Source organism: Chryseobacterium sp. X308 (assembly GCF_020733145.1).
GTDB classification, from domain to species: Bacteria; Bacteroidota; Bacteroidia; order Flavobacteriales; family Weeksellaceae; genus Chryseobacterium; species Chryseobacterium cupriresistens.
Genome location: NZ_JAJFZH010000006.1, coordinates 13,913 through 38,601 on the forward strand (window position 1 = coordinate 13,913; position 24,689 = coordinate 38,601).

Annotated in this window: 21 protein-coding genes and 3 tRNA genes; 5 read left to right on the forward strand and 19 right to left on the reverse strand. The window is 37.3% G+C overall.

Features of this window, described 5'->3' with window-relative positions; all coding sequences use genetic code 11:
- Positions 1-204: 204 nt before the first annotated feature.
- From map to LIV57_RS08450, 5 genes are all read right to left on the reverse strand, one after another.
- A complete protein-coding gene (map, locus tag LIV57_RS08430) occupies positions 205-969 on the reverse strand; it encodes a type I methionyl aminopeptidase (protein WP_227942270.1) in 765 nt (254 codons plus the stop codon).
- A 196-nt stretch (positions 970-1,165) separates the two neighbouring features.
- Positions 1,166-2,623 carry a TolC family protein gene (locus tag LIV57_RS08435; RefSeq protein ID WP_227942271.1) on the reverse strand — a complete coding sequence of 486 codons (1,458 nt, stop codon included), beginning with the start codon at positions 2,621-2,623 and terminating at the stop codon, positions 1,166-1,168.
- The gene (locus tag LIV57_RS08440) at positions 2,595-5,786 is read right to left on the reverse strand and encodes an efflux RND transporter permease subunit (protein ID WP_202843431.1); all 3,192 of its coding nucleotides are present in this window, start codon (positions 5,784-5,786) and stop codon (positions 2,595-2,597) included. Before LIV57_RS08440 ends, LIV57_RS08435 begins: the two co-directional genes overlap by 29 nt.
- Positions 5,787-5,807: 21 nt before the next feature.
- Entirely contained in the window at positions 5,808-6,890 is a 1,083-nt protein-coding gene (locus LIV57_RS08445; protein ID WP_410673557.1) for an efflux RND transporter periplasmic adaptor subunit, read from the reverse strand.
- A gap of 145 nt (positions 6,891-7,035) precedes the next feature.
- Positions 7,036-7,422, reverse strand: coding sequence for a hypothetical protein (locus tag LIV57_RS08450; protein ID WP_110009503.1), 387 nt, complete (start codon positions 7,420-7,422; stop codon positions 7,036-7,038).
- 636 nt (positions 7,423-8,058) lie between these two features.
- Between LIV57_RS08450 and LIV57_RS08455 the strand changes: the two genes are divergently transcribed.
- Positions 8,059-8,451, forward strand: a complete 393-nt coding sequence (locus LIV57_RS08455) for a multicopper oxidase domain-containing protein (protein ID WP_120233455.1) — start codon at positions 8,059-8,061, stop codon at positions 8,449-8,451.
- Positions 8,452-8,489: 38 nt separating this feature from the next.
- A complete protein-coding gene (locus tag LIV57_RS08460; protein WP_202843434.1) occupies positions 8,490-8,924 on the forward strand; it encodes an META domain-containing protein in 435 nt (144 codons plus the stop codon).
- A 53-nt stretch (positions 8,925-8,977) separates the two neighbouring features.
- Here LIV57_RS08460 and LIV57_RS08465 read toward each other — a convergent pair whose 3' ends face one another.
- The 9 genes from LIV57_RS08465 to LIV57_RS08505 form a co-directional block, all read right to left on the reverse strand.
- Positions 8,978-9,235: a SemiSWEET transporter gene (locus tag LIV57_RS08465; protein ID WP_227942273.1), complete on the reverse strand. Its 258-nt coding sequence runs from the start codon at positions 9,233-9,235 to the stop codon at positions 8,978-8,980.
- Between the two features lie 34 nt (positions 9,236-9,269).
- On the reverse strand, positions 9,270-10,304 hold the full coding sequence (locus LIV57_RS08470; RefSeq protein WP_227942274.1) for an NAD(P)/FAD-dependent oxidoreductase: 1,035 nt from the start codon (positions 10,302-10,304) through the stop codon (positions 9,270-9,272).
- A gap of 139 nt (positions 10,305-10,443) precedes the next feature.
- Positions 10,444-11,382 (reverse strand): gliding motility protein GldN, encoded by a 939-nt coding sequence (gene gldN, locus LIV57_RS08475; RefSeq protein WP_110009508.1) that lies wholly within the window; start codon positions 11,380-11,382, stop codon positions 10,444-10,446.
- A gap of 22 nt (positions 11,383-11,404) precedes the next feature.
- A complete protein-coding gene (locus tag LIV57_RS08480; protein ID WP_202843440.1) occupies positions 11,405-12,997 on the reverse strand; it encodes a GldM family protein in 1,593 nt (530 codons plus the stop codon).
- A 51-nt stretch (positions 12,998-13,048) separates the two neighbouring features.
- Positions 13,049-13,741: a gliding motility protein GldL gene (gene gldL / locus LIV57_RS08485; protein WP_137904895.1), complete on the reverse strand. Its 693-nt coding sequence runs from the start codon at positions 13,739-13,741 to the stop codon at positions 13,049-13,051.
- A gap of 60 nt (positions 13,742-13,801) precedes the next feature.
- Positions 13,802-15,223: a gliding motility lipoprotein GldK gene (gene gldK, locus LIV57_RS08490; RefSeq protein ID WP_110009511.1), complete on the reverse strand. Its 1,422-nt coding sequence runs from the start codon at positions 15,221-15,223 to the stop codon at positions 13,802-13,804.
- A 108-nt stretch (positions 15,224-15,331) separates the two neighbouring features.
- Positions 15,332-17,185, reverse strand: a complete 1,854-nt coding sequence (gene glmS, locus LIV57_RS08495) for a glutamine--fructose-6-phosphate transaminase (isomerizing) (RefSeq protein WP_110009512.1) — start codon at positions 17,183-17,185, stop codon at positions 15,332-15,334.
- A gap of 30 nt (positions 17,186-17,215) precedes the next feature.
- Positions 17,216-18,865, reverse strand: coding sequence for a DUF4270 family protein (locus tag LIV57_RS08500; RefSeq protein WP_227942275.1), 1,650 nt, complete (start codon positions 18,863-18,865; stop codon positions 17,216-17,218).
- Positions 18,866-18,879: 14 nt separating this feature from the next.
- Complete coding sequence (locus LIV57_RS08505; RefSeq protein WP_110009514.1) at positions 18,880-19,650, reverse strand: glycogen/starch synthase; 771 nt, start codon at positions 19,648-19,650, stop codon at positions 18,880-18,882.
- Between the two features lie 170 nt (positions 19,651-19,820).
- Here LIV57_RS08505 and panC point away from each other — a divergent pair, with 170 nt between their 5' ends.
- Positions 19,821-20,669, forward strand: a complete 849-nt coding sequence (gene panC, locus LIV57_RS08510) for a pantoate--beta-alanine ligase (protein WP_110009515.1) — start codon at positions 19,821-19,823, stop codon at positions 20,667-20,669.
- A 181-nt stretch (positions 20,670-20,850) separates the two neighbouring features.
- Here the strand turns inward: panC and LIV57_RS08515 are convergent.
- The 3 genes from LIV57_RS08515 to LIV57_RS08525 form a co-directional block, all read right to left on the reverse strand.
- Positions 20,851-20,923: transfer RNA gene (locus tag LIV57_RS08515), tRNA-Lys, on the reverse strand.
- Positions 20,924-20,978: 55 nt separating this feature from the next.
- Positions 20,979-21,061: transfer RNA gene (locus LIV57_RS08520), tRNA-Leu, on the reverse strand.
- 35 nt (positions 21,062-21,096) lie between these two features.
- Positions 21,097-21,169, reverse strand: a tRNA-Lys gene (locus LIV57_RS08525).
- 115 nt (positions 21,170-21,284) lie between these two features.
- Between LIV57_RS08525 and LIV57_RS08530 the strand changes: the two genes are divergently transcribed.
- Entirely contained in the window at positions 21,285-21,800 is a 516-nt protein-coding gene (locus LIV57_RS08530) for a shikimate kinase (RefSeq protein ID WP_047428102.1), read from the forward strand.
- Between the two features lie 19 nt (positions 21,801-21,819).
- Here LIV57_RS08530 and LIV57_RS08535 read toward each other — a convergent pair whose 3' ends face one another.
- Positions 21,820-22,257 (reverse strand): RNA-binding S4 domain-containing protein, encoded by a 438-nt coding sequence (locus LIV57_RS08535; protein WP_110009516.1) that lies wholly within the window; start codon positions 22,255-22,257, stop codon positions 21,820-21,822.
- A 55-nt stretch (positions 22,258-22,312) separates the two neighbouring features.
- Between LIV57_RS08535 and LIV57_RS08540 the strand changes: the two genes are divergently transcribed.
- Positions 22,313-23,080, forward strand: a complete 768-nt coding sequence (locus tag LIV57_RS08540) for a hypothetical protein (protein WP_227942276.1) — start codon at positions 22,313-22,315, stop codon at positions 23,078-23,080.
- A gap of 63 nt (positions 23,081-23,143) precedes the next feature.
- On the opposite strand, the gene LIV57_RS08545 is transcribed toward LIV57_RS08540, so the two are convergent.
- Positions 23,144-24,661, reverse strand: coding sequence for an FMN-binding glutamate synthase family protein (locus tag LIV57_RS08545; RefSeq protein WP_110009518.1), 1,518 nt, complete (start codon positions 24,659-24,661; stop codon positions 23,144-23,146).
- Between the last annotated feature and the right edge of the window lie 28 nt (positions 24,662-24,689).

A 24,689-nucleotide genomic window follows, 5' to 3' on the forward strand; every position in this document is an offset into this window, starting at 1 on the left:
CAAAGCTGCAATCAAAAAGTTGATTGGATGAAGCTTGGTGATTACAGTAACGCTGTTAGTTTGTTTTTAACGCAAGGGCACAAAGTTTTTACTACTGATCTATATTTAAGGCACAAGAAAATCAAAGATTTTCAGCAGGGAATTGCAATAACATTCTTGTGCCTTAAAAATGATTATGATCGTTTTCGCACCGTTGCGGTTCTTTTAATTCAGGATTTCGTTCATTTCGGTTAAAATGATAGGTTTTCCATCGGTGATTACAATGGTATGCTCATGCTGGGCCATGTAACCGCCTTTATTCCCTACCATAGTCCATCCGTCTTTTAATTCTACAGCTATATTGGAATCGGTGGAGATAAATGTTTCAATAGCCACCACAGAGTTTTTCTTAAAACGTCTGGAATCAAACCGGTTTCTGTAGTTCAGCAGTTCATCAGGCTGTTCGTGTAAGCTTCTCCCTACTCCATGGCCTGCAAGATTCTTAATAACTTTAAGACCTCTTTTCTTCGCTTCTGTTTCCATTAAATGTCCTATGTCTGCTATTTTGACACCGCCTTTTATATTGTCGATAGCTTTTCTCAGGATATCTTTGGATGCCTCTACCAGTTTCTGATGTCCGTGAATATCTTTTCCAATCACAAAGGAACCTCCGTTATCCGCCCAAAATCCGTCCAGTTCTGCTGAAACATCAATATTGATCAGATCGCCTTCTTTCAAAATCCTTTGATCTGTTGGAATCCCATGGCAGAATTCGTTATCCACGCTGATACACGTCCAGCCTGGAAATCCATACGTCAGGTAAGGTGCTGATTTTGCTCCGAAACCTTTCAGTATTTGGGCTCCATATTCGTCCAGATCTTTGGTGGTCATGCCGGGTTCAGCGTAATCCATCATTTTCTTCAGTGTATAGGCAACAGCCTCACTTACTTTTTGCATTCCCAGCATCTGATCTTCGTTGGTGATTGACATAGTTTTGTTTTGATTGTTATTGAGAACTACAAAGTTAGGAAATTAAAACGTTCTGAGATGACCTGTTTTCATTTAACACGATCCTCCAACTGGCGCGGCCGCAACGACAAAACCTGTCCTCTTAAAAAAAGGGCCAACTCAAAAGAATTGACCCTTCCAAAAAACATTAACTGTTTATTGATAGAATTATGATATTTTATTTCCAGCCTCCACCTAAACTTTTATAGATGTCAACTACTGTGCTGAGCTGTTTCTGTTTTGCCTCAATAAGTTCCATTTTAGCATCCAAAGCATCTCTTTGGTTTAAAAGAACCTCAAGATAATCTGCTCTTGAATTTCGAAATAGCTGATTGGCAATATCTATAGACTGATCCAGGGCTTTCGTTTCCTGAGATTTCAGTTGATAATACTGATCTATGTTTTTAACCTTTGACATCAGATTGGCAACATCCAGATAAGCATTCAGAATAGTTTTATCGTATTCGTACAACGCCTGAACCTGTTTGGCATCTGCTGTCTGAAAATTAGCCTTTATCGCACTTTTGTTAATTAATGGTCCTGCTAATTCACCCACAAGATTGTAAGCTATTGATTCCGGCATTTTAACAAGGTATGAAGGTTTGAAAGCCTCCAGGCCTAATGTTGCCGAAATTTCCAGAGAAGGATAAAATTCTTTTCTTGCTGCTTCTACATCCAGTTTTGAAGCTTTCAATTCCAGCTCGGCGTGTTTGATATCAGGACGGTTGGCTAATAACTGAGATGGAATTCCGGTATAGACTGTCGGAGGAATGGTAGACATAAAGTTTTCCTTTGTTCTCACGATCGGTTGTGGATATCTTCCCAGCAAAGCATTGATTTCATTTTCTTTTTCAGTAATCTGCTGACGGATGGTATATTCTGCAGCTTTGGATTTCGCCAGTTCTGCTTCAAATTTCTTCACTGCAAGCTCCGTTGCAGCAGCAGCTTCTTTCTGAATTTTGGAAATTTCCAGCGCTTTTTGCTGAAGTTTAATATACTGTTGTATAATGTCCAATTGATTATCAAGTGCCAGCAATTCATAATAATTATCTGCAACTTCTTCAATAAGATTAGATAAAACAAAGTTTTTCCCTTCTACTGTAGAAAGATAATGGGCTACGGCAGATTCTTTTTCCGTTCTGAGCTTTTTCCAGATATCAATCTCCCAGCTGGCATTTAATCCTGCTTCAAAATTTCCAAGTGGATCCGGCATTTCCTTTCCCGGTTCAATTTCTGTGGTAGCATCACCTGCCCCTTCACTGGTATAGCGTCCGGATTTTTTCAGTCCTGCTCCTACTCCTGCAGAAACGGTTGGAGTCAATCTTCCTTTTTTAGCTAACACACCACTTTTAGCAATTTCAATCTCCTGAAGTGTGATCAGCAGCTCCTGATTATTTTTTAAAGCTGTTTCTATAAGAGTTACCAGGTTTGGATCCGTAAAGAACTGTCTCCAGGGTGTGGTTCCGCTGTTATTGTTGCCATCCTGCTGCTCTTCCTGATTAAAGTTCTGAGGAATATTTTCTTTTACCTCATCTTTTATAACAGTCGCCATCGGTGCCTTACAACTTGCGAGTACAAGTGATAAGGCAATGGCTGTGATTATATTTTTAGTCTTCGAATTTTCCATCATGTTCATAAGGTTCAGTTTGTTCTGTTAAAGGATTCTCTTCTTCATATCTCGCCAATCGTGACTTATCAGCAATGGTTCCGAAGATATAATACAATCCGGGGATAATCATCAATCCGAAAATGGTTCCGATTAGCATTCCTCCTGCTGCCGCTGTACCAATGGTTCTGTTACCTATTGCTCCCGGCCCCGTTGCAATCACCAATGGAATTAATCCGGCAATGAAGGCAAATGAGGTCATCAAAATCGGACGGAAACGGATGGCAGCACCTTCAATAGCTGCTTTTGCCACAGGGATTCCTTCTTCGGCTTTCTTCTGCACGGCAAATTCAACGATCAACACCGCATTTTTACCTAATAGTCCGATCAGCATAACCATCGCTACCTGTGCGTAAATGTTATTCTCCAATCCTAAGAGTTTTAAGCATAAAAAGGCTCCAAAAATACCTGTAGGCAGAGATAAAATAACCGGAAGCGGAAGGATGAAACTTTCATACTGTGCAGAAAGAATCAGGTAGACAAATCCTAAACAAACCAGGAAGATAAATATAGCTTCATTACCACGGCTTACTTCGTCTTTAGAGATACCCGCCCAGTCGATACCAAAACCTCTTGGAAGTGTTTTATCTGCAACTTCCTGAATCGCTTTGATCGCCTGCCCACTACTGTATCCGGGAGCAGGCGTTCCACTTACTTCTGCAGAGTTGTACATATTGTGTCTTGTAATTTCCGATAGTCCGTATACTTTTTCAAGCCTCATAAAATCTGAGTAAGGAACCATCTGGTCTTTATCATTTTTAACATACAGCTTCAACAGGTCAGTTGGAAGTGCACGATATTGAGGGCCAGCCTGAACAATTACCTTATACGGTCTGTCAAAGCGGATGAAACTCGTTTCATAGTTGGAACCGATCAATGTAGATAGATTATCCATTGCTTTTTCAATGGTTACTCCTTTTTGCTCTGCGAGATCATTGTCTATCCTAAGCATATATTGCGGGAAACTCGCAGAATAGAATGTAAATGCCGAACCAAGTTCCGGGCGTTTTTTAAGCTCCTTCACAAAGTCATTACTTACCTGTTCCATTTTATGATAATCTCCACTTCCTGCTTTATCCAGCAGACGAAGCTCAAAACCTCCTGCAGCTCCATATCCAGGAACGGAAGGCGGTTGGAAGAATTCAATATTGGCTCCCGGAATATTTTTGGCTTTTTCCTCAAGTTTTTCAATGATTTCTGCAGCTGATTCTTTACGCTCTTCCCAGCTTTTAAGGTTGATCAGACAGGTTCCTGAATTGGATCCGGTACCTTCAGTCAAAATCTCATATCCTGCAAGAGAAGAAACGGATTGTACGCCGTCAATATCTTCAGATTCTCTCAAAAGTTCTCTGGCAATCTGATTGGTTCTTTCCAATGTAGATCCCGGAGGCGTCTGAATAATGGCATAGATCATCCCCTGATCCTCGGCCGGAATAAATCCTGAAGGTAAAGAATTGCTCAGGAAGAATGTGCAGGCACAAAATGCCAATAACAATGGTAATGTTATTGTCTTTTTTGTCACTGTTTTATTCAGTAGCTTCTCATATCTTCCGGCTCCTTTTGTAAACAGGTTATTGAATTTATCAAGGAAAATAGTAATCGGTGTTTTCTTCTTCGCTTTTCCATGATTATTTCTTAAAATCAAAGCACATAAAGCCGGTGTCAAAGTAAGTGCCACTACCCCTGATAAAATAATGGATGAAGCCATTGTAATAGAGAACTGGCGGTAGAATACCCCAACCGGTCCGGACATAAATGCAATCGGAATGAATACCGATGCCATTACAAGTGTAATTGCGATAATTGCTCCACTGATCTCATGCATTGCTTCTTCGGTAGCCTTCAATGGGGAAAGATGTTTTTCTTCCATCTTGGCGTGAACAGCTTCAATAACTACAATCGCATCATCTACCACAACCCCGATGGCCATTACCAGGGCAAAGAGGGAAATCATATTCAGGGTAATTCCGAAAGCAGACATGACAGCAAATGTTCCCACCAATGAAACCGGAACAGCTAATGCCGGAATCAATGTTGAGCGCCAGTCTCCAAGGAACAGGAATACTACGATAGCAACCAGAATGAAGGCCTCAAACAACGTATGGATAACTTTTTCCATGGAGGCATCCAGGAATCTTGAAACGTCATAACTGATGTCGTAATGCATTCCCTTAGGGAAGTTATTTTTTTCAAGATCTTTCATCAATGCTTTCACATTTTTGATAACGTCACTTGCATTGGATCCGTAGGATTGTTTTACGGTGATCGCTGCGGAAGGTTTTCCGTTCAGTGTAGAATAAATATCATACATGGAACTTCCAAACTCAATATCGGCAACATCTTTCAGCCTTACAGATTCTCCGTTCGGTTTGGCTTTTAAAATAATGTTTCCATAATCTTTTTCGTTATTAAAACGTCCGGGATATTTTAATACATATTCGAAAGACTGTGAACGTTTTCCGGAACTTTCCCCTGTTTTTCCGGGAGAAGCTTCCAAACTCTGCTCATTCAGAGATTCCATTACTTCATCTGCCGAGATGTTATAGGCGGTTAATCTATCCGGTTTAAGCCAGATACGCATGGCATATTCACGGGTTCCCAGGATATCGGCAAAACCAACACCGCTTACCCTTCTCAATTCGGACATTACATTGATATCTGCATAGTTGAAAAGGAATTTCTGGTCAGCTTTAGGATCATCACTGTACAGGTTAATATACATCAACATGTTGGGTTCCTCACGAGTGATTTTTACTCCTTCACGTACTACCAGAGGCGGAAGTTTATTGACCACTGAAGATACACGGTTCTGCACGTTTACTGCAGCTACATTGGGATCCGTTCCCAGATCAAATACAATCTGAATGGAAGCTTCCCCGTCATTTCCGGCATCTGAGGTCATATATTTCATACCGGGAACTCCATTTAATCCTCTTTCTAAGGGGATTACTACGGATTTAATCAACAATTCGTTGTTGGCTCCGGGATATTCTGCGGTAATATTTACTTTAGGCGGAGAGATGGATGGGAACTGTGTCACCGGAAGTTTTACCAATGACAATATTCCCATAAATACAATAATCAATGAGATTACTATGGACAGAACTGGTCTGCGAATGAATTTCTTAAACATACTGTTTCGTTTTAGAGACCACTACTCTGCTTTTAGTTTCAATGATTGAAGAACTTTCTTAGGATCCTGGAATTTTGTTTTCACTTTCTGATCATCCTTTACTTTCTGAACTCCTTCCAAAAGAATCTGATCTCCTTTTGAAATTCCTGATGCTACCACATACAAGTCCTGTAGTTCATAAGCTACTTTGATATTTCTGGATTTTGCTACTCCATTTTTATCAATCACGAATACATATTTCTGATCCTGGATTTCATAGGTTGCTTTCTGTGGAATGATCAATGCATTATGAACCGGCATTGACATCTGTACTTTTCCGGTTTCTCCGTTTCTCAGAAGTTTATCAGGATTAGGGAATTTCGCTCGGAAAGCAATATTTCCTGTTTCATTATCAAATTCTCCTTCAATCGTCTGAATTTCTCCTTTTTGAGTATACATTTCTCCATTGGCTGTAATCAGAGAAACCTGGTTGCTGCCACGATCTGCAGCATGAGTCTGATAGCTCAGATATTCAGGTTCGGAAACATTGAAATAAGTGTAGATACTTGTATTGTCTGACAATGAGGTAAGCAGATCACCTTCATCTACAAGACTTCCCAACTTCAGAGGAATTCTGTTGATAATACCGGAAAACGGTGCTTTGATATCAGTAAAGGAAAGATGGATCTGCGCCAGTTTCATATCTGCGTTGGCAGCATCCAGCTTGGCTTTTGCCATTGCTCTTTCATTTTTAGAAACGATATTGTTTCCTGCTAATGTACTTGCGTTTTTCAGCTCAATGGAAGCCTGTTCCACTTCTGCTTTTGCTTTTAATAATTCTGCCTGATACAATTTAGGCATGATCCGGAACAATGTTTGTCCGGCCTGTACGTACTGGCCTTCATCTACAAAGATTTTTTCCAGGAAACCTTTTTCCTGAGCTCTCACTTCAATGTTTTTTACAGATTGAATCTGGGCTACGTATTCTTTATTGATTACGGTATCCATTACCACAGGGGATGTCACCGGATATACGGTAACTTCTTCTTTTTCTTCTTTTTTCTTATTGCAGCCAACTGCCAGCAGAAGGACACTCAGTGCAATTCCCGAAACAACTCTCTTTATCATAATTCTAGAGTTTATATAAATCGTTAATGTTTTGATAGAATAAAACGGTAATAAAAGGGGTACGGTGTGATGATTACCGGCATACACAGCGTAGAGTATTTCTACCCGCAATCAGGCAGAAAATCAATAAAACGGGGAATTCTTAAATTCTAATGGAACGGATAAGAATGAATCTTTTGGTAGATAAGCCAAGAACAAAACCATGAATATCCGGTTTTGAACGCTTACAACTTTTCAATCCAAAAATATAAACAAGACTGAAAACTCCGGCAAAAACAACAATAGCCTGCCATACATCAGACAGCTGGAAATCGTTTTCGGTAAGTTCTAAAGTGGAATTGTCTACATTGTCTGCCATTTGCTGAATAGAGAGCTTTTCAAAAGTCTGATTCAGGCGGTTGGCTCTTTTGGGCATATGATGAGAAACATGACCGGAATAGTCATTTCGAAGCGTTTTAACGTTGAGTCTGCTTTCCACTACAAAGAGCAGAAAAAGACCGGTTAAAAAGTATACTATAAAGTTTCTCATTTTGAAGTTGCAAATGTACACCCAGATTATGATACTATCATAGTAGATTAACAAAATTTAACTCTCCTTTAAAATACCTGAAAATAAAACACTGAAAAGTATTTAACATTTCCTTTATTTAAGCATAATTCAAGCAATTCTAATCTTTCACCTGTGCTCATTTAAAATTTCAAATATTAAGCCACTTTTTTGGATTTAAGGAAATTTTAATTTTAAAGCTGTTGCTTTTTTGAACATTTTCACGTGTCCCGGTATTCTATTTTGACCCACTTATCCAAACCTAAACTTTATCATAATTTCAGATTATTAACATTAACTTATTGTTCTTCTCTTCTTTTTGAATTATTTTTGCCAAAAATTTACACAACAAATGAAAAATGAAGAAAAACTACACTATCCTCCCCGAAACAAGTCCTTTTAAAAATCCTGAATTAACAAGGTTTATCCTAAATTTTCCACAATAATTATTGCCTTCTGTTTCGTGCATTCTGTTTCAAAAAACTGTGAGTTAAATGAGCTAATATTTTAATATTCTGTTAGTTTATGAAAAATTAACACATATTTACTAAAAATATTTGTAAATTTATATAGCATTAACAGCATCATTCATGAAACACTTTAAAATCACTTATCACTATGAAAAATTTATTAGTACCAATCCTTTTCGGATTGACCCTTATTTCCCTAACAGCGTGTAAGCATCCCGGAAAAGAAGCTGAAACCATTACCGCTGCTGCCCCAGAAAATACAGATGACATTTCAAAAAATGTGTATGTTGACAGTTATGGAGAAAAAATAGAAGTGACCATCAACAATACCAAAAATACAGCAACAATACATTTAAACGGTAAAACTTTTGACCTTAAAAAAAGTGATGCCTTACCTGAATATACAGCCTCTAATGAAGAGTATCAATATTCTGATATTAAAGGCAATATCACTTTCCTGAAAAAGAATGTAGATATGGTTCTGTTTCATCTTAAACAGGCAAAAAAAGAGTCTGGTCCTGCAAAAATGGCATCGTATTAGCATAGGGATTAGCAATTCTAATTAAAAAAATAAACATTATGAAAAGTTTATATTATTATTTTTCGGCACTTGTTATCGCAACATTTTTAGTTGTTTCGTGTAAAACACAAAATGCTCAAAAAGCGACAACTGATATTACAGGGAAAACGTGGAAACTTACAGAGCTTAACGGGAAACCGATTGAACTGAAGAATCCTAAAAACAATCCTTATTTCAAGCTTGAAATGGATGGAATGAGATATCAGGGACATGCCGGATGTAATGGCTTGGGAGGAACATTTGAGATCAAACCTGAGGTAATGAGAATTAAGTTCAATCAGGGAATGTCTACCATGATGGCTTGTGAAGATCTTGATATTGAAAATCAATTTACGAAAGCAATCCTGGCAGCAGATAATTACTCTGTAAACGGAAATACCCTTACTTTAAACAAAGCAAGAATGGCTCCTTTAGCTAAATTTGTTCTTCAATAATTAAATTTCACTTACATAAAAAAATACGCTTCATCATGATGATGCGTATTTTTTTATTTTTTATTGTACATCATATAGCATATCAGAAGACTGATATTGACCAGAACAGCAAATGCATTGGACAAAATAATGGGAAGTTCATCTTTTGCAAAGCCATACCACACCCATAAAGAGAGTCCTGAAATAAGGACCAGGAGCATAAGTAAGGAAATATCTTCCACATTTTTTTCTCTGATTACTTTGACAAGCTGTGGAATCATTGAAATGGAAGTAAGAACTCCGGCAACGATACCTAATATATTTTCATCCATAGATTTTCAGTTTGGAAATTGATACTAAGATACACTATTGAAATCTTTTCAATGAAACTTCTTCATGCAATGGAATATCCTGTTCAATAAAACGGAATAAATCTCTTGCAAAATAACAACCGTTGAGGATGCCACGGGCACCAAGTCCATTAAAAACATAAAGATTACCGAATGTTTCATGTCTTCCAATGATGGGTCTTCTATCTTTTACTGTGGGGCGGAAGCCAAAATGTACTTCTTCCACTTCAAAATCATAAGGATAAAATTCTGAAAGTCCCTTCACCAATTGGTCAACTGCTGATTCATCAATGTGATGGTGAAGCTGCTCTCTGTCATAAGTTCCACCATAAAAATACAGTCCGTTTCCGGTTGGAAATAAAAAATGTTTTTTCTTAATGGTTATGTTTTCAGGAATTGGCTGGGAAAGTTTCACCCTGATGTGGTGGCCTTTGTTGGGATTCACGGCGATATCCGAAAAATAGGGATTATCTTTCACCCCCATTCCTTCACAGAAAATAATATTTTTGAAGGTATAATCTTTATAAGTGGATTCAGATGGATTTAATTTTGAATAATCGAATTTTTCCTTTGTTAATTGATCATTTTTTTCAAAATATTCGAATAAACCGCTAAAAAATCCATTAACATTCAATCTAGCAGATTGATTCACCTTTCCGGTAAGAAAGTCGTTTTTTACTACCTCTAAACGATCAAAATTCTGATCAAGAAAATTCGACAATTCTTCATTTGCTGATTTTTTCAGCCATAAATTCTGTTCATTCTCATCATGAAAAATTCTGTGAATAGGAGCATTGATCAGATAGTTTTCCCCTGTATATGATTCTATTTCTTTAAGACTGTCTTTAAGAAAATCTATTTGTTCCTGCGCTTTCCAGAATGTGGTAAACTTCTTCAGGACCACAGGATTGATAATTCCTGCTGAGACCTGGGAAGCACTTTTTCTTCCTTCAGTAAAAATGACGAAAGATTTATCATTTTTAATTAGCTGATGGGCCAGAAAAAGCCCTGCATATCCGTCTCCTACAATAATATAATCTACTTGCTTCATATGAGAAATTTCATTTGTTTAAGGGTCATATGTAATCGCCTGTGTCATCGGATATTGTTCGGTAATAAACAAAGGGCGATTTTATCATAAAAAAACCTGAGTAAAAATACTCAGGTTTTCTATAAATATCAAGTGAAATTTAGTAATTCCACATATCATTTTCCATGTCAAGAATCTGTGCTTTGATTCTGTCGCTTTCTTCCAGCTGCTCCTCAGCGTTTCTAGGGATATAGTCTTTAATAGTACCATCTCCTAAACCGCTTGAAGATTTGTAGATAATAGAAGAGAATCTTCTTGCATTGATGACATCATCGAAAGATAAGTCAGCAGAAGAATTTTTTCTATTGAAAACATAGTTGTTTGCTAAAATATCACGAGCACTTGGATAGTAAATCCAGAACAAATCGATCAGTTCATCAGCACCAGCTAAAGGCTGACCATCAGGACCAATTCTTCCAACAGATGTCGGATCCGGACCCATAGCTGCGATACCAAGAGGTCTGTATTTCATCTGACCATCTCTTTTATCGATAAACCACATACCCATCACTTTAAGAACTTTTACTTTATCAGTAGTTGTTCTGATGATATCTGTTAATCTTTTCTTCTCGTCTTCTGTAAGTGTTCTTCCAGAGTTAAGGATATCGATAGCTTCTTCGTCAAGTCTTACACTTTCCAATCTTTTCTGAATGGCTTCCGGTGAAAGTCTGGTAACGAAGTTTTCGTCATCATAAACTTCTTTGATGTCACCTTTAAGGGCTCCATCAAGTAATAATTGATATAATGATCTTGTAGAGCTGGAAAGAAGACCATCCGGATTGTCATAATAAAACGGCTGGTTGATCTTATCATTCATATCAATGATTTCCCAAACAAACATACTTTTGTAAATATCCTTGTCATCAACGAAACCATATTCAAGAGGCTTTACTTTATTGCTGATAACAGTATCCCCTGCTTTTCTCATTGATTCAGCTCTCATTTGTCTGAATTCCTCAGGAGAAGCAGCATTCAGAATAGTTTGGGAAAAAGCGAATCCCGAAACTAAAACTAAAAGGGTGCTAATATATTTTTTCATAATATGATTTTACAAATTAACCTTATTGAACATTAATAATTACAGGTGAAATTTCCTTAAGTCTCTGGTTACCCAATCCTGTAGCCGTAGCCTGAATATCATAAATCTGGACTACATCACCAGGTCTAAGGTTCCTAAGCATACCTTCTGCTCCTGATAGTGAGCTACCTTGAATCAGAGTACCTGCTTTTCCTGGAAGCTTAATAATAAAGCTATTAACAGTGAATGAAACAGGGAAGTCAAAGTCTGGTAAAGTAGCAGAAACAATCTGGTTAGGAATAGAACCTACCGGCATAAAGTTTACCGCTTTACCTCTGATCTGACCTTGTGGTCTAGGGATATTCTTAATTCTATATTCAAATACCTGAGAAACTGTTTTACCATATGGATCTGTTCCTGATAATGTTAACTTCACTACATTTCCTGTTGTAGGAGTAACATTCCATTTACCCTGACCTGTACTCTTCACAGTAGCTCCTGCTGCAGATAATGAAAGTTTAGAATTGTCAGCACCTAAGATTGATCCTGAAACAGGGTTCTCAAGTCCTCTATACATAACGTTCATTTTATCGGCAGAAAGCAATAATCCTTTTTCAAGTTTTACTTCTCTTGGTCCTGCAATTACATTATAAGTATGTGTCCAAGGGAAAGACTGAGGTTTCCCTGAAGCATCTGTTAATGTAATCGTACCTCCTAATTTATGTTCACCAATTCCAGAACCTGAAATTTGCATAACACCTTTACCGTTTTCTACTCTGCTTACTCCAGAGATGCTGATCTTGTTACTGTTAGAATAAGTTCCTAACATTACTTTTACTTCAGCCTGTTTTCCTGCCTGGATATCTACCGGACCTGAAACGATAGGCTCATAGCTTGAGAATTTGATATTCGCATCTACTTTTTCCTGAAGTAATAGTGCCAATGCATCAGACTGAACGTTTCTGGCATCATTTTGGATAATTTCCAAATTAGATATTGCAGCGATTAGCGGCTGATGGTAAAACTTATTCTGGAACCAGGTCTTTTCATTGGGAGATGTTCCTTTCGGATACTCCGCAATAAGAGACTTGTTAGCTCTTGCAACTAAATCCTGTAACTGGGCATTGCTTCCGAAAGTAGCATTGATGTAGTTTCTTACATCATCAATTTTAGCTTTCAGATCCAGTGCATTCTTTGATGGAGTATTTTCATCTCCTTCCTTAAAGAAATATTCAGTAGTAGCTTCGTTGTTGTTCAATGCAGCAAAGTTTTCACTTACATCAATATCTTTTCCTGTTTTAGGATCCTTATCGTGAAACTCAGATTGTTTTTTCAACAGATCTTTAACATCCTGAGCAGATTTCACCAATGCGTCAATTTTGGTTTTCAATACTTTGTACTGAGCCCAAGGCTGTGCGTAAGTATCAGGAACTTGCTGAGCTTTAGCTTCCAACGTTCTCTCAAAGATCTTCTCGTTCTTTCTTTCTGTTAAAGTTCTGGTTTCATTCAATGCTCTGGTAGAGTCATAGTATGATCTGATGATTTCTGCATCAATATTTAGGGCCATCATCGCGATGAACACCAAATACATCAGGTTGATCATCTTCTGACGAGGGGTCTGTTTTCCTTGTGCCATTCTCTTTTCTTTGTTTTTTGATTAAGTAGTTAATTTAGAAATGGTTAGGAATTAAGACTTCATAGCAGTTAGCATACCACCATAAACTCTATTTAAGTTATTAAGATTAGATGTTAAACCTTGTAGCTCTTGGTTGAATTTCTCAGATTGCTCTGCAGATTTCTGCATATCAGCAACATACTTGTTAGCAAATTCAGATTGTCTCTTACCGCTTTCAAGCTGCATTGCATAAAGTGCATTCATACTTTCCATATGCTGAGCTGCTTTATTCAACTGGTCGTTATATTTATGAGTAGAAGCAGATACGTCAACAGTCTGATTGATCTGATCAACAGAGTTTGAGAATTTATCAATTCCTGTTCTTAATCTTTCAAATAATTGAACGTCTAATCTTGCATCTTCAAGCATTTTATCCAATTTGCTGGAAAGAGAGTTTTCCAATTCAGCAAATTGAGCGCTTGTATTTTTAGTTGTTACATTAGAATGTAAAGGATTTGGATTCGCATGTTTATCTAATAACTCAGGATAAACATTTTCCCAGGCATAAGACTCTTCAGTTTTTGGAGGGTCAAATGCAAAGATGATAAAGATAATAGCCTCAGTAATAAGTCCTACAGTAAGAGCCATGTTACCGTTAATAGGTCCTAAGGTAATGTGAGTAATTTTAAGCCAAGCTCCAAGAATTACAATTGCAGCACCGAATGAATAAAAGAAATTCATCCAAGCATCTTTAGTCTTAAACATATTGAGTTAGTTTTTTTAATGTTAAATAAAATTGTTATTGAAAAATAATTGTCTGATTCGTTATCTGTTAACTCTTCTTGGTTTAACGGCTGCTTCAGGAATATCCTGTACAGTTCTGAATCCGATATAGCTTCTTGCGGAATCTTTTCTTTCCCAATCTCTAGCACCTGTCATCAGTGCATATCCTATATCTTTCCAAGATCCACCTCTTACGGATTTCTTCGTATCCTTTTTATCTTTAGTAGAAGGATTTAATGTAGAAGTGAATCCAGCTGAAGAGTTGTTAAAAGAAGATAATGTCCATTCAGAAACGTTTCCAGCCATATCAAATAACCCAAACCCATTTTTCTTAAATTTCTTAACTGGAGCTGTATATGTATAAGTACCTTTTTTCTCGTCTTCCATGTAGTTACCTCTCTTAGGCTTGAAGTTGGCAAGGTAGCAACCTCTGTCATCCATTAAATATGGACCACCCCAAGGGTAAGTAGCATTTTGCATACCACCTCTGGCAGCATATTCCCATTCAGTTTCTGTTGGAAGACGGAATACTAATGGTTTTTGTTTTTTTCTTTTTAAACTTTCGTTGTAATCTGATTTCAATTTAGATCTGAAGTTACAATAAGCCCTTGCCTGATCCCAGGTAACCCCGACAACAGGATAGTCTTTATAAGCCTTGTGCCAGAAATACTGTTCAAACAATGGCTCATTGTAAGCAAAGTGGAAATCTTTTACCCAAACTGTAGTATCAGGATAGATTGCGATACTTTCACTTTTCAGGTAGTTAGCTCCTCTTTCGTTATCTGCAACAGCAGCGTCCATATCTCCCCAACGGTAAGTATATTTCAGCTTACTAACATCTAAAATTCTTTCGTTTCCAATTCTTGAAGAAGAAGGCAGGTACATAGATTCTAAAACTTCTGCGTATTCTACATCCGGATATTTTGATGTGCTCCAGTGTAAAGGGATTTTCCAATCTAATCTTTTGCTGGCATCATAGCTTCCGTCTTCACGGCCGCCCTGGCCTTCCATATATTCTTGATAAGGTGTTAAATTTTCTTCTTTTTTAGCAAGGTATGCGTAATCTCCTATGCTTGCTCCTTTACGTCCGCCTTCATCACCACCTTCTCCGGCAGCTTCAGCTAGTAAAGTTCTTGCGATAGAGTCTCTTACATAATTGATAAATACTCTGTACTCCGCATTGGTAGTTTCTGCTTCATCCATGAAGAAAGAAGAAACAGTAACTGTCTTCAATGATGCTTTTTCAGGCGTATTTGTCGGATCCTGGTCTGCTAAACCAGCAACAAACGAACCTGCAGGAATTGCGACCATTCCGTATGGTCTTTCCGCAACAAATGATTTAGTTTTTTCTCTTGGTATCAATTCTCCTTTTGTTCCTGGCTTCCCTACAGAAGAGCTGCCACCACCTGAACAAGATACCGATGCTACCGACGCAGACAATAATAAAAGAAATATCCTTTTCATGTTAATTTTTATAATTAAGCCGTAAATATATAATTTTTTTAAGAAACTTTTAAGATTTTTTTTGAAATAACGGAAGAAATCTAAATTTATTTTATTTACAACAACTTTTTATTCCACGGTAACAGATTTTGCAAGGTTTCTCGGTTGATCTACGTTGGCTCCTCTATATACTGCAATATAATAAGCAAGCAGTTGAAGAGGTACGGAAGCAACGATTGGAGAGAAACATTCAGAAGTTTCAGGGATTTCGATAACATAATCTGCCATTTCGCTCACCTGACGGTCTCCTTTATTCACTACAGCGATAATTTTACCTTTTCTCGCTTTAATTTCCTGAACGTTACTTACAATTTTATCATAGTGCCCTTTTCTAGGTGCTATAATTACAATCGGCATGTTTTCGTCGATCAGGGCAATCGGACCGTGCTTCATTTCTGCAGCCGGGTATCCTTCTGCATGGATATAAGAAATTTCTTTTAATTTTAAGGCTCCTTCCAGGGCTGCAGGATAATTGTATCCTCTTCCCAGGTAAAGGAAATTGGTAGCTTTCACAAAATCTTTTGCAATATTCTGCGTAAGCTCATGAGTGGTATTTAACACATCTTCAATTTTCTTAGGAATAGCATCAAGCTCAGCAATTAAGCTCATAAATTCAGCGTTTCCTAAGTTTCCGTTGTGTTTTCCTAATTTAAAGGCAATTAAAGTAAGAATGGTAAGCTGTGCTGTAAATGCTTTGGTAGAAGCAACCCCGATTTCCGGACCAGCATGGGTATAAGAACCTGCATCTGTAATTCTTGCAATGGAAGAATCTACAACATTACATATACCATATATAAATGCACCTTTTTCTTTTGCTAATTTTAAAGCAGCCATTGTATCAGCAGTTTCTCCGGACTGAGAAATGGCAATCACCACATCTTTATCAGTAATAATCGGGTTTCTGTATCTGAACTCTGATGCATATTCTACTTCAACAGGAATTCTTGCATATTCTTCAATCAGATATTCTCCGATAAGACCTGCATGCCATGAAGTACCGCAGGCAATGATAATAATCCTGTTGGCATTTTTGAATTTCTCCACATGATCCCAGATTCCAGCCATTTTAATAACTCCTTCATCTACAAGAAGTCTACCTCTCATTGTATCGTGTACAGATTTAGGCTGCTCGAAGATTTCTTTAAGCATGAAATGCTCGTAACCACCTTTTTCTATCTGTTCAAGACTTAATTTAAGCTCCTGAATTTCAGGCTCAATTTTAGAGTTTTCATTGATGGTTCTGATATCTACTCCGTTTTCGAGAGAGATCGTTGCCATATGTCCTTCTTCAAGATAAATAGCTTCTTTTGTAAATTCTACGAATGGAGAAGCATCGGAAGCGATAAAATATTCTTTATCACCGATTCCGATTGCAAGAGGAGAACCTAATCTTCCTACGACCAATACCCCTGGATAATCTTCATGAAGTACAGTGATGGCATATGCTCCATATACTTCATTCAATGCATATCTCACTGCTGTAGGGAAATCAATTTCAGGATTAAGATCCATAAAATACTGGATAAGGTTTACCAATACTTCAGTATCTGTCTCTGATTTGAAAGTGAATCCTTTTTCAGTAAGCATTGTCTTAATGGTATCATAGTTTTCGATAATACCATTGTGTACAATTGCAATTTTTCCGTTGTTTGACAAGTGCGGATGGGAGTTTCTGTCACTTGGAACTCCATGGGTTGCCCAACGGGTGTGTCCCATTCCAATTTTAGACTTTCCTTTTAGCTCTTTGGAAATATTCACCAAATCCTCCACTTTACCTTTTGTTTTTTCTACTTCCAGCTTGTTATCTGAACCTTCTAAAACAATTCCGGCACTGTCATACCCTCTATATTCCAATCTTCTAAGACCATTAATTACAATTTCATAAGCGTCTTGAAATCCTGTATATCCTACTATTCCGCACATATTTTATTTTGTATAGTGTTGTTTGTTGTTCTATTTTTTCGTTCCGTAAGTCACCAATAACTGGATTCTCTTCGGATTCGTATTGGTTTTATCTACTCCTGTAAGAATAATTCTGTTCATATCAAATGCTCTTGTTGTATTACGAACTCCTAAAAGGGTTCCTGTAGCATTGGCAGCAAATGTTCCAGCACTGATTATTAAAGGCTTATTAGGAATCAGCTGTTCAACTCCATCTACTGTTTCTTTCTTCCCTTCTACAAGATCCTTAACTGTTTTTGTTACGACAAAATCATAATAACCTGGTTCAGGTTTATCTTTAAAATAATATAATCCAAGCCCGTTGGTAAGATCTGAAGTAAACGCCAGTTTTTTGTAGTCAATTTTACCACCAGCATCTAATGTATTGGTTAAAAGTGAAAATCTTCGGTCTTCAGTAGAACCTGTATTTTTCCACGTTGCAGCATCAAGATAGATTCTGATTTTAGCACTTACAATACCTGCTTTATCTTTAACAAAAATATCCTTAAGCTTTGCAATCGTCTCATCTTTAATCTTAACTACCACAGATGGTCCTCCCATTCCCTGAACAAAAAGTCTTTCATCTCCTTCACTAGGGTTACTTGCAGCCAATGCAGCCGCAACAGATGATCCGGATCTGCTGTATTCATACAGCCCGAGATGCGCATTAGAACCTCCTAAGTTGAAATTAAGGGTTGTCTGCGGTCTTGTTGTTGTTCCGTTATCCGTTTTATCATATTTATAATACATGATAAGCTGTAAATCATTAGGAGAGAACTGGTAGAGATATTTATCCGTTTCATCCACAGAAATTTTTATTCCTTTAAAATATCTGATAAAGTTGGAAGCATCCTGAAGCTCAGGTTTTCCTTTTTTATCAAGAATATGAGTCTGGAAAAAGTCCGTATTACTCAACTTCATTCTGAATCCTAAGTTTCCGGTAAATACAACTGAGTTGTCAGATTTTTTAGTGATAGATGTAGAACTGATAGTACCGTCAAATACTCCTGATCCTAACAGTTCACCAGTACTTATTGTTTTATTGGAACGTTTGAAACTGTCATCATTTGCATCTATGAACGTGGTTACTTCATGTACATTGATTTTCATTGATTTTGAACCTGCTGTTTTACCGTATTTACGAACAGGGTACATTTTCTTTTCAATGGAAACCGCTGTAGCAACTCCATCTACCGGGAAATCAGTTTTCTCAAATGTTTTTGTTTTTAATGAATCGCCTTCAAAAAAGTAGGTATTCGCGGCAGTATTTGCAGGTGGTCTCACTACAAGAACTACAGAATCTACTTTTGGATTCGCTCCGTTAAAATCATAATTATCTACCGGCATTCTCAGCTGAGTAACATAAGAAGCTCTCTGCATTCCAAACTGGTTTTCAGTAAATGCTCCAAGAACACCTACATAGGAAGCCGAACCAGATTCGCTCACCCCACTGATCAGTCTGGCAGCATCACTTCTGATTGAATCGTTGTTACTATAATTGTATGCGATAACGGGATATGCAATTTCATTACCTTGTGCTGCATCATCATTAAACAACTGCTCGCCAAGAGAATCCGGATCCGGTTCACAGTTATGAAGGAATGTACTTCCGAAAAACGCCATCAAAAGTATGGCGAAGGTCCTTTTAAGATTATGAGTCATTAAAAATGTGTTTTTTAATAAAGTTGATTTATTGAATCTATGTCCAGATACTCTGATTTTTGGGTAGCAGTTTCGTTGAAAGCCTTATCCAGATCTTCATCCAGAAACTCGTCACCTTTCACAACGGCATCTACATAGTTCATACTTTCGATAACAAAACTTTTAATCGTTGGGTTATCTAACGCTTTTAATCCTGAAATATTATCAAACTGCAGTTTTTCGTCAATCTTTTTATCCAGGTCGGCATCTTTCTCATTGTAAAGAGAAAGTATAATTTTCGCGTCTTTGAAATAAGTATCTGATTCGTAGTACGTTTTAAGATAAATTGGAACAAAAGAAGACATCCATCCATTTAAATGGATAACATCCGGCACCCAGTTTAGTTTCTTAATGGTTTCAATAACTCCTCTTGCAAAGAAAATAGCTCTTTCGTCATTGTCTTCAAAAGGGTTTCCTTCATCGTCGAAATAATATTGTTTTCTTTTGAAGTATTCTTCATTGTCAATAAAGTAAACCTGAAGTCTTTCCCCCGGAAGAGACGCTACTTTAATGATCAGAGGCTGATCCAGATCATTGATAATAATATTCATCCCTGAAAGACGGATTACTTCATGAAGCTGGAATTTTCTCTCACTTATTTGTCCAAATCTTGGCATAAAAACTCTTACATCATTGCCTTCTTGGTGCATCTTAAGTGCCATTTTGTTTACCACTGCAGCCATATTTGTATCTTCCTGATATGGATACATCTCTGTAGTAATGTACAGTATTTTTTGATTCGGCATAAACTTTCTATCTAATTTTTGTAAAAATGCTTTAATGTGCAAAATTACAAAAAAACATCCAACATTATTTTAATTAACATTTTTTTACGAAAATTCCCTTTTCAAATTATTAAAACCACATATTATTATGCGATATTTTTAGTATTTTTGAAATAGTATTAAAATAAACTATGGAAGTTCTAAAAAACAGAAAAGTCCTTCAGGATTTCATTGAAAGACAGAAAGAAATGGGAAAAAGAATTGGCTTTGCCCCTACCATGGGAGCCCTGCACAAAGGCCATCTTTCTCTGTATGAAGAGGCAAGAAAGGAAAATGACCTTGTTATTTCTTCAATTTTTGTAAATCCAACTCAATTTAACAATCCTGAAGATCTTGAAAAATATCCAAGAGATGTCAACAGAGATATATTGATTCTTCAGAATTCTGGTCTTGTAGATGCAGTTTATATTCCGGAGGTAGCAGATATTTACCCTGAGAAAGCCGAAAGCCAGCGATATGATTTTGACGGACTGGAAAATGAGATGGAAGGAAAATCAAGACCGGGTCATTTTGATGGTGTAGGAACTGTTGTAGAAGAACTTTTCAGACAGGTACAGCCTGATAATGCTTATTTTGGTGAAAAAGATTTCCAGCAGCTTGCTATTATTAAAAAAATGGTAGAGAAAAAGCATCTTCCCGTTAAAATAACCGGAGTTCCTATTTACAGGGCAGAAAACGGACTGGCGCTAAGCTCAAGAAATCAAAGACTTCATGAAGACCGGAGAGAAGCCTCTAAAGTAATTTATGAGACTTTAAAAAAAGTAAACGACTGGTTCAGAACTGTTACCATTCCGGAAATCAAGGAAAGAGTAGCTGATATTTTTGATGACCAGCAGGGAATGAAACTGGAATATTTCCTGATTGCTGATGAAAAAACATTACAGGAGACTGATTTTTTCTATAAAGACAGAAGCTTCAGAGCATTTATTGTAGTGGTAGTAGATGGTGTAAGATTAATTGACAATATGCATCTGGATTAATCTTTCCAGATTAAAATATCAGATCCCTGACTTAGTCGGGGATTTTTTTATTGAATAAAGTAAGGCTAACACCATTCACAACCTTGATTCATACAAAAATCAAAGGCCTCCTGAAGGAAGCCTTTGAAACACCAAATCACAAAATATTAATATGAAAAAAATTTACTTTTCAGTAAACTTGTGACCCGGCTGGGATTCGAACCCAGGACCCATACATTAAAAGTGTATTGCTCTACCAGCTGAGCTACCGAGTCGGCCACAATTAAAATGAAATAAATTTCAATATTAATTATAAAATTTTCTTTGCAGTGCCTGCGACTGGACTCGAACCAGCACATCCTTAGGAAACCACCCCCTCAAGATGGCGTGTCTACCAATTTCACCACGCAGGCAATAAAATCACAAATTAAGTAATTATTATTGCTAGTGACCCGGCTGGGATTCGAACCCAGGACCCATACATTAAAAGTGTATTGCTCTACCAGCTGAGCTACCGAGTCGGCCACTTGTGCAACAAGTTTTCATTTAAGTAATGTCCCTTGTTTTAAGTGGTGCAAAGATATGACTTTTTTCTTTATCTCAAAACTTTTTCGCAAATTTGTTTAAAAAAAATTCATGGTAATTTCATTGATCGGATACATGGGAAGTGGCAAATCGCACATTTCCAAAATATTAAGCGAAAAAATCGATTTTAAATTAATTGACCTCGATAAAGAGATTTCCAGAAGAAATAAATTAACCATCCCCGAAATTTTCGAGAAAAAGGGAGAGATTTACTTTAGAAAACTGGAAAGGGAGGCACTTGAAGAGATATTGGCTTCTGAAGAAAATGTAGTTTTAAGTCTTGGCGGAGGAACCCCAGTGTATTATAATAATATGGAGATCATCAATCACAACTCCAAGAGCGTTTTTTTAAGAACCGGAGTGGGAACACTGGTGGAAAGACTTTCAAAGCAGAAAGAAAAAAGGCCATTGATTGCCAATATATCAGATGAAGACCTGCCGGAATTTATTGCCAAACATTTATTTGAAAGAAATCAGTTTTACAGCAAAGCACAATTCACTGTCGGGACAGATTCCAGAGAACCGGAAGACATCGTTAACGAAATAATAGAAAAGCTCTATCTCTAGAGCTTTTTTACTTTTTATATTAATCTTCATCCTCACCTTCACTGCCGGTTTCCCCAAAGAAATCATCCCAGTCTGTAAAATCGGAGTCGATATCGTTGCCTACATATTCATCCATTTCTCTTCTGTCTTTTTTGGTAGGTCTTCCCTCTCCTTTGTTTCTGTAATAGTCCTGTGACATTTTACGAAGTTTCAGCAATTCGTATTGTTCTTTGTCTGTGACGTCCTGAATGTGAAGAGGCACCAGCTTGGCTCCAATTCTGCTTTTAGGAATCTGAATTACCTTTATTTTATAATCAATCTGATTCTTACGGATTTTGATCGTATCTCCTTCTTTTACCTCTTTAGACGACTTTACGGCAGACGTTCCTATAGAAACTCTGTTCTTTTTAATCTCCTCTGCTGCAATACTTCTCGTCTTATAAAAACGAATGCTCCATAAAAATTTATCTATTCTCATATTTTTTTATACTTTTGCCGTTATATTATTTGTAAAGTAATTAAAGTTTTTTGAAATGAAAAAAATATTTTTATATATCCTTGCAGGATCTTTGTGTTTTTCTGCTTGTAAGAAAGATGATGATGTATCAACCTATGTAGAGCCGGAAGATGTTGCTACGCAAAACACGTATGATGATCAGGCCATTAAGAAATTCATGGATGAGAATTATCTGGATGCACAGGGTAATATAAAAGCTTTCAGTTCTACAGATACTGCGGATGATACTGAAAAGAAGCTGTCTGAACTGAGTCCCATAACACTACCTTCAGGAACTATCTACATTATAAGAGACGGAGCTCAGCCACCAGCTGCCTCTGCAAAAACCATTGGAGATACTGATATTATTAAAATCATGGGAAGAGCATACTCTTACCTGGCGGTTAATTCTGACGGAAACACTTCATTTACATCAAAAACCGCTTTTTTAAATACTATTGACGGAACAGGTGTTCCTGTTATTGACCCTACATATTATTATGTAAAAAAATCAATACTGGATGCTGGTACAACTGATGCTGCAAAAAAAGCAAAATATTATCAAATCCCTGGTTTCAGAGAAGCTTTACAGAAGTTCAAAGCATTTGACAATCTTACAAGTGAAACACCTTATAACTTACAGGGAGTCATTATTGTTCCTTCCAGAGCTGCTTTTGCAAGAAACCCTCATTATCCATATTCAAACATGTCTTACAGAAACAGGACTTTTGTATTCAACTTTCAGATTTATGGAAGAGAGGACAGACCTGATAGTGATAAACAGACAACAGAACAACAACAATAAAAAATATTCATACAATAAAAAACACCGCATAAATGGCGGTGTTTTTGTTATATGTAATGTTGATTACGATCTTGCTTTCTGTTTTACATTTCCTAAAATATCCGGGAAATAAAGATCTGCAAGGTGGTCAAACTCATCTCCTCTCATAAACATGGTGGCGTCTACTTCTTCATAAGAACTTCTTCCTGCAGCGGCAATGAGTTCATTGCAGGTGTGAAGTGTATTTTTATGGAAGTGATATACTCTTTCTGCTTTATCTGTCACATCCAATCCTTTGATAAGCATTTTATCCTGTGTAGCAACTCCTGTAGGACAATTGTTGGAGTTACATCTCAAGGCCTGGATGCATCCTAAAGAGAACATAAATCCTCTGGCATTGTTACACATATCTGCTCCCATAGCAATGGCTCTCAGAATGTCAAGACTGGTAAGAACTTTACCGCTGGCAATTACTCTTAATTTACTTCTCAGGTTATAGTTATTAAGCGTTCTGTTCACAAAGATCAAAGCAGGTTCCAATGGCATCCCTACTCCATCTGAAAACTCCGGTGGTGCAGCTCCTGTTCCTCCTTCTGCACCATCTATGGTAATGAAATCAGGATAAATTTTCAATACATTCATCTGTACACAGATATCTTCAAATTCTTTGGTATCACCGATACAAAGTTTAAAACCAATTGGCTTTCCTCCTGAAAGTTCTCTTAGCTGCTGTACAAACCTCAGCAATCCGGCAGCATCAGAAAAAGCGCTGTGTGAGGGTGGTGAAATAACGGTCATTCCCGGTGTGACATGACGAATCGCTGCAATTTCCGGTGTATTTTTTACTCCCGGAAGCACTCCTCCGTGTCCTGGTTTTGCTCCCTGTGATAATTTGATTTCAATCATTTTCACATTAGGAAGGGTGGAATATTTTGTAAATAATTCGGGATTGAATTTCCCCTCGCCGTCGCGACATCCGAAATACCCTGTTCCGATCTGCCAGCAAAGATCTCCTCCTTCCAGGTGATAAGGTGAAATTCCTCCTTCCCCTGTATTATGATAGAAGTTTCCTTTTTTTGCGCCTCTGTTCAGTGAAATCTGTGCTCTGTCACTCAAGGCCCCGAAACTCATTGCTGAGATGTTAAATAAAGAAGCATGATAAGGCTGTGTGCATTGTTCTCCTCCAACCCATACTCTCGGAAGTTCTTCTGATGGTGATTTTGCATAAATAGAATGCTTGATCCCTTCATACTTTCTGTGATTTACTTCCAGCTGCGTACCAAAAGCTACCGTATCACTTAAATTTTTTGCACGTCTGTATACTGCAGAACGCTGGTTTCTTGGAAATGGCTTCCCATCTGTTTCCCTTTCAATAAAGTATTGCTGCATTTCGGGTGAAATACTTTCGAAAAAATACCTGAAGTATCCCAATACAGGAAAGTTCCTCAAAATAGCATGTTTCGATTGGTAAGCATTGTAAACACCCAATGCATAAATTGCGGATAACAGCGTAGGTATCCAATAATGCGCTCTGATCAGTATTGCTATAATCCATGTAGCAGCTACTAATACAATTCCCCAAGATAAAAACTTATCTCTCATGAATGTAGTATTTAAAAGTTTAAAAATA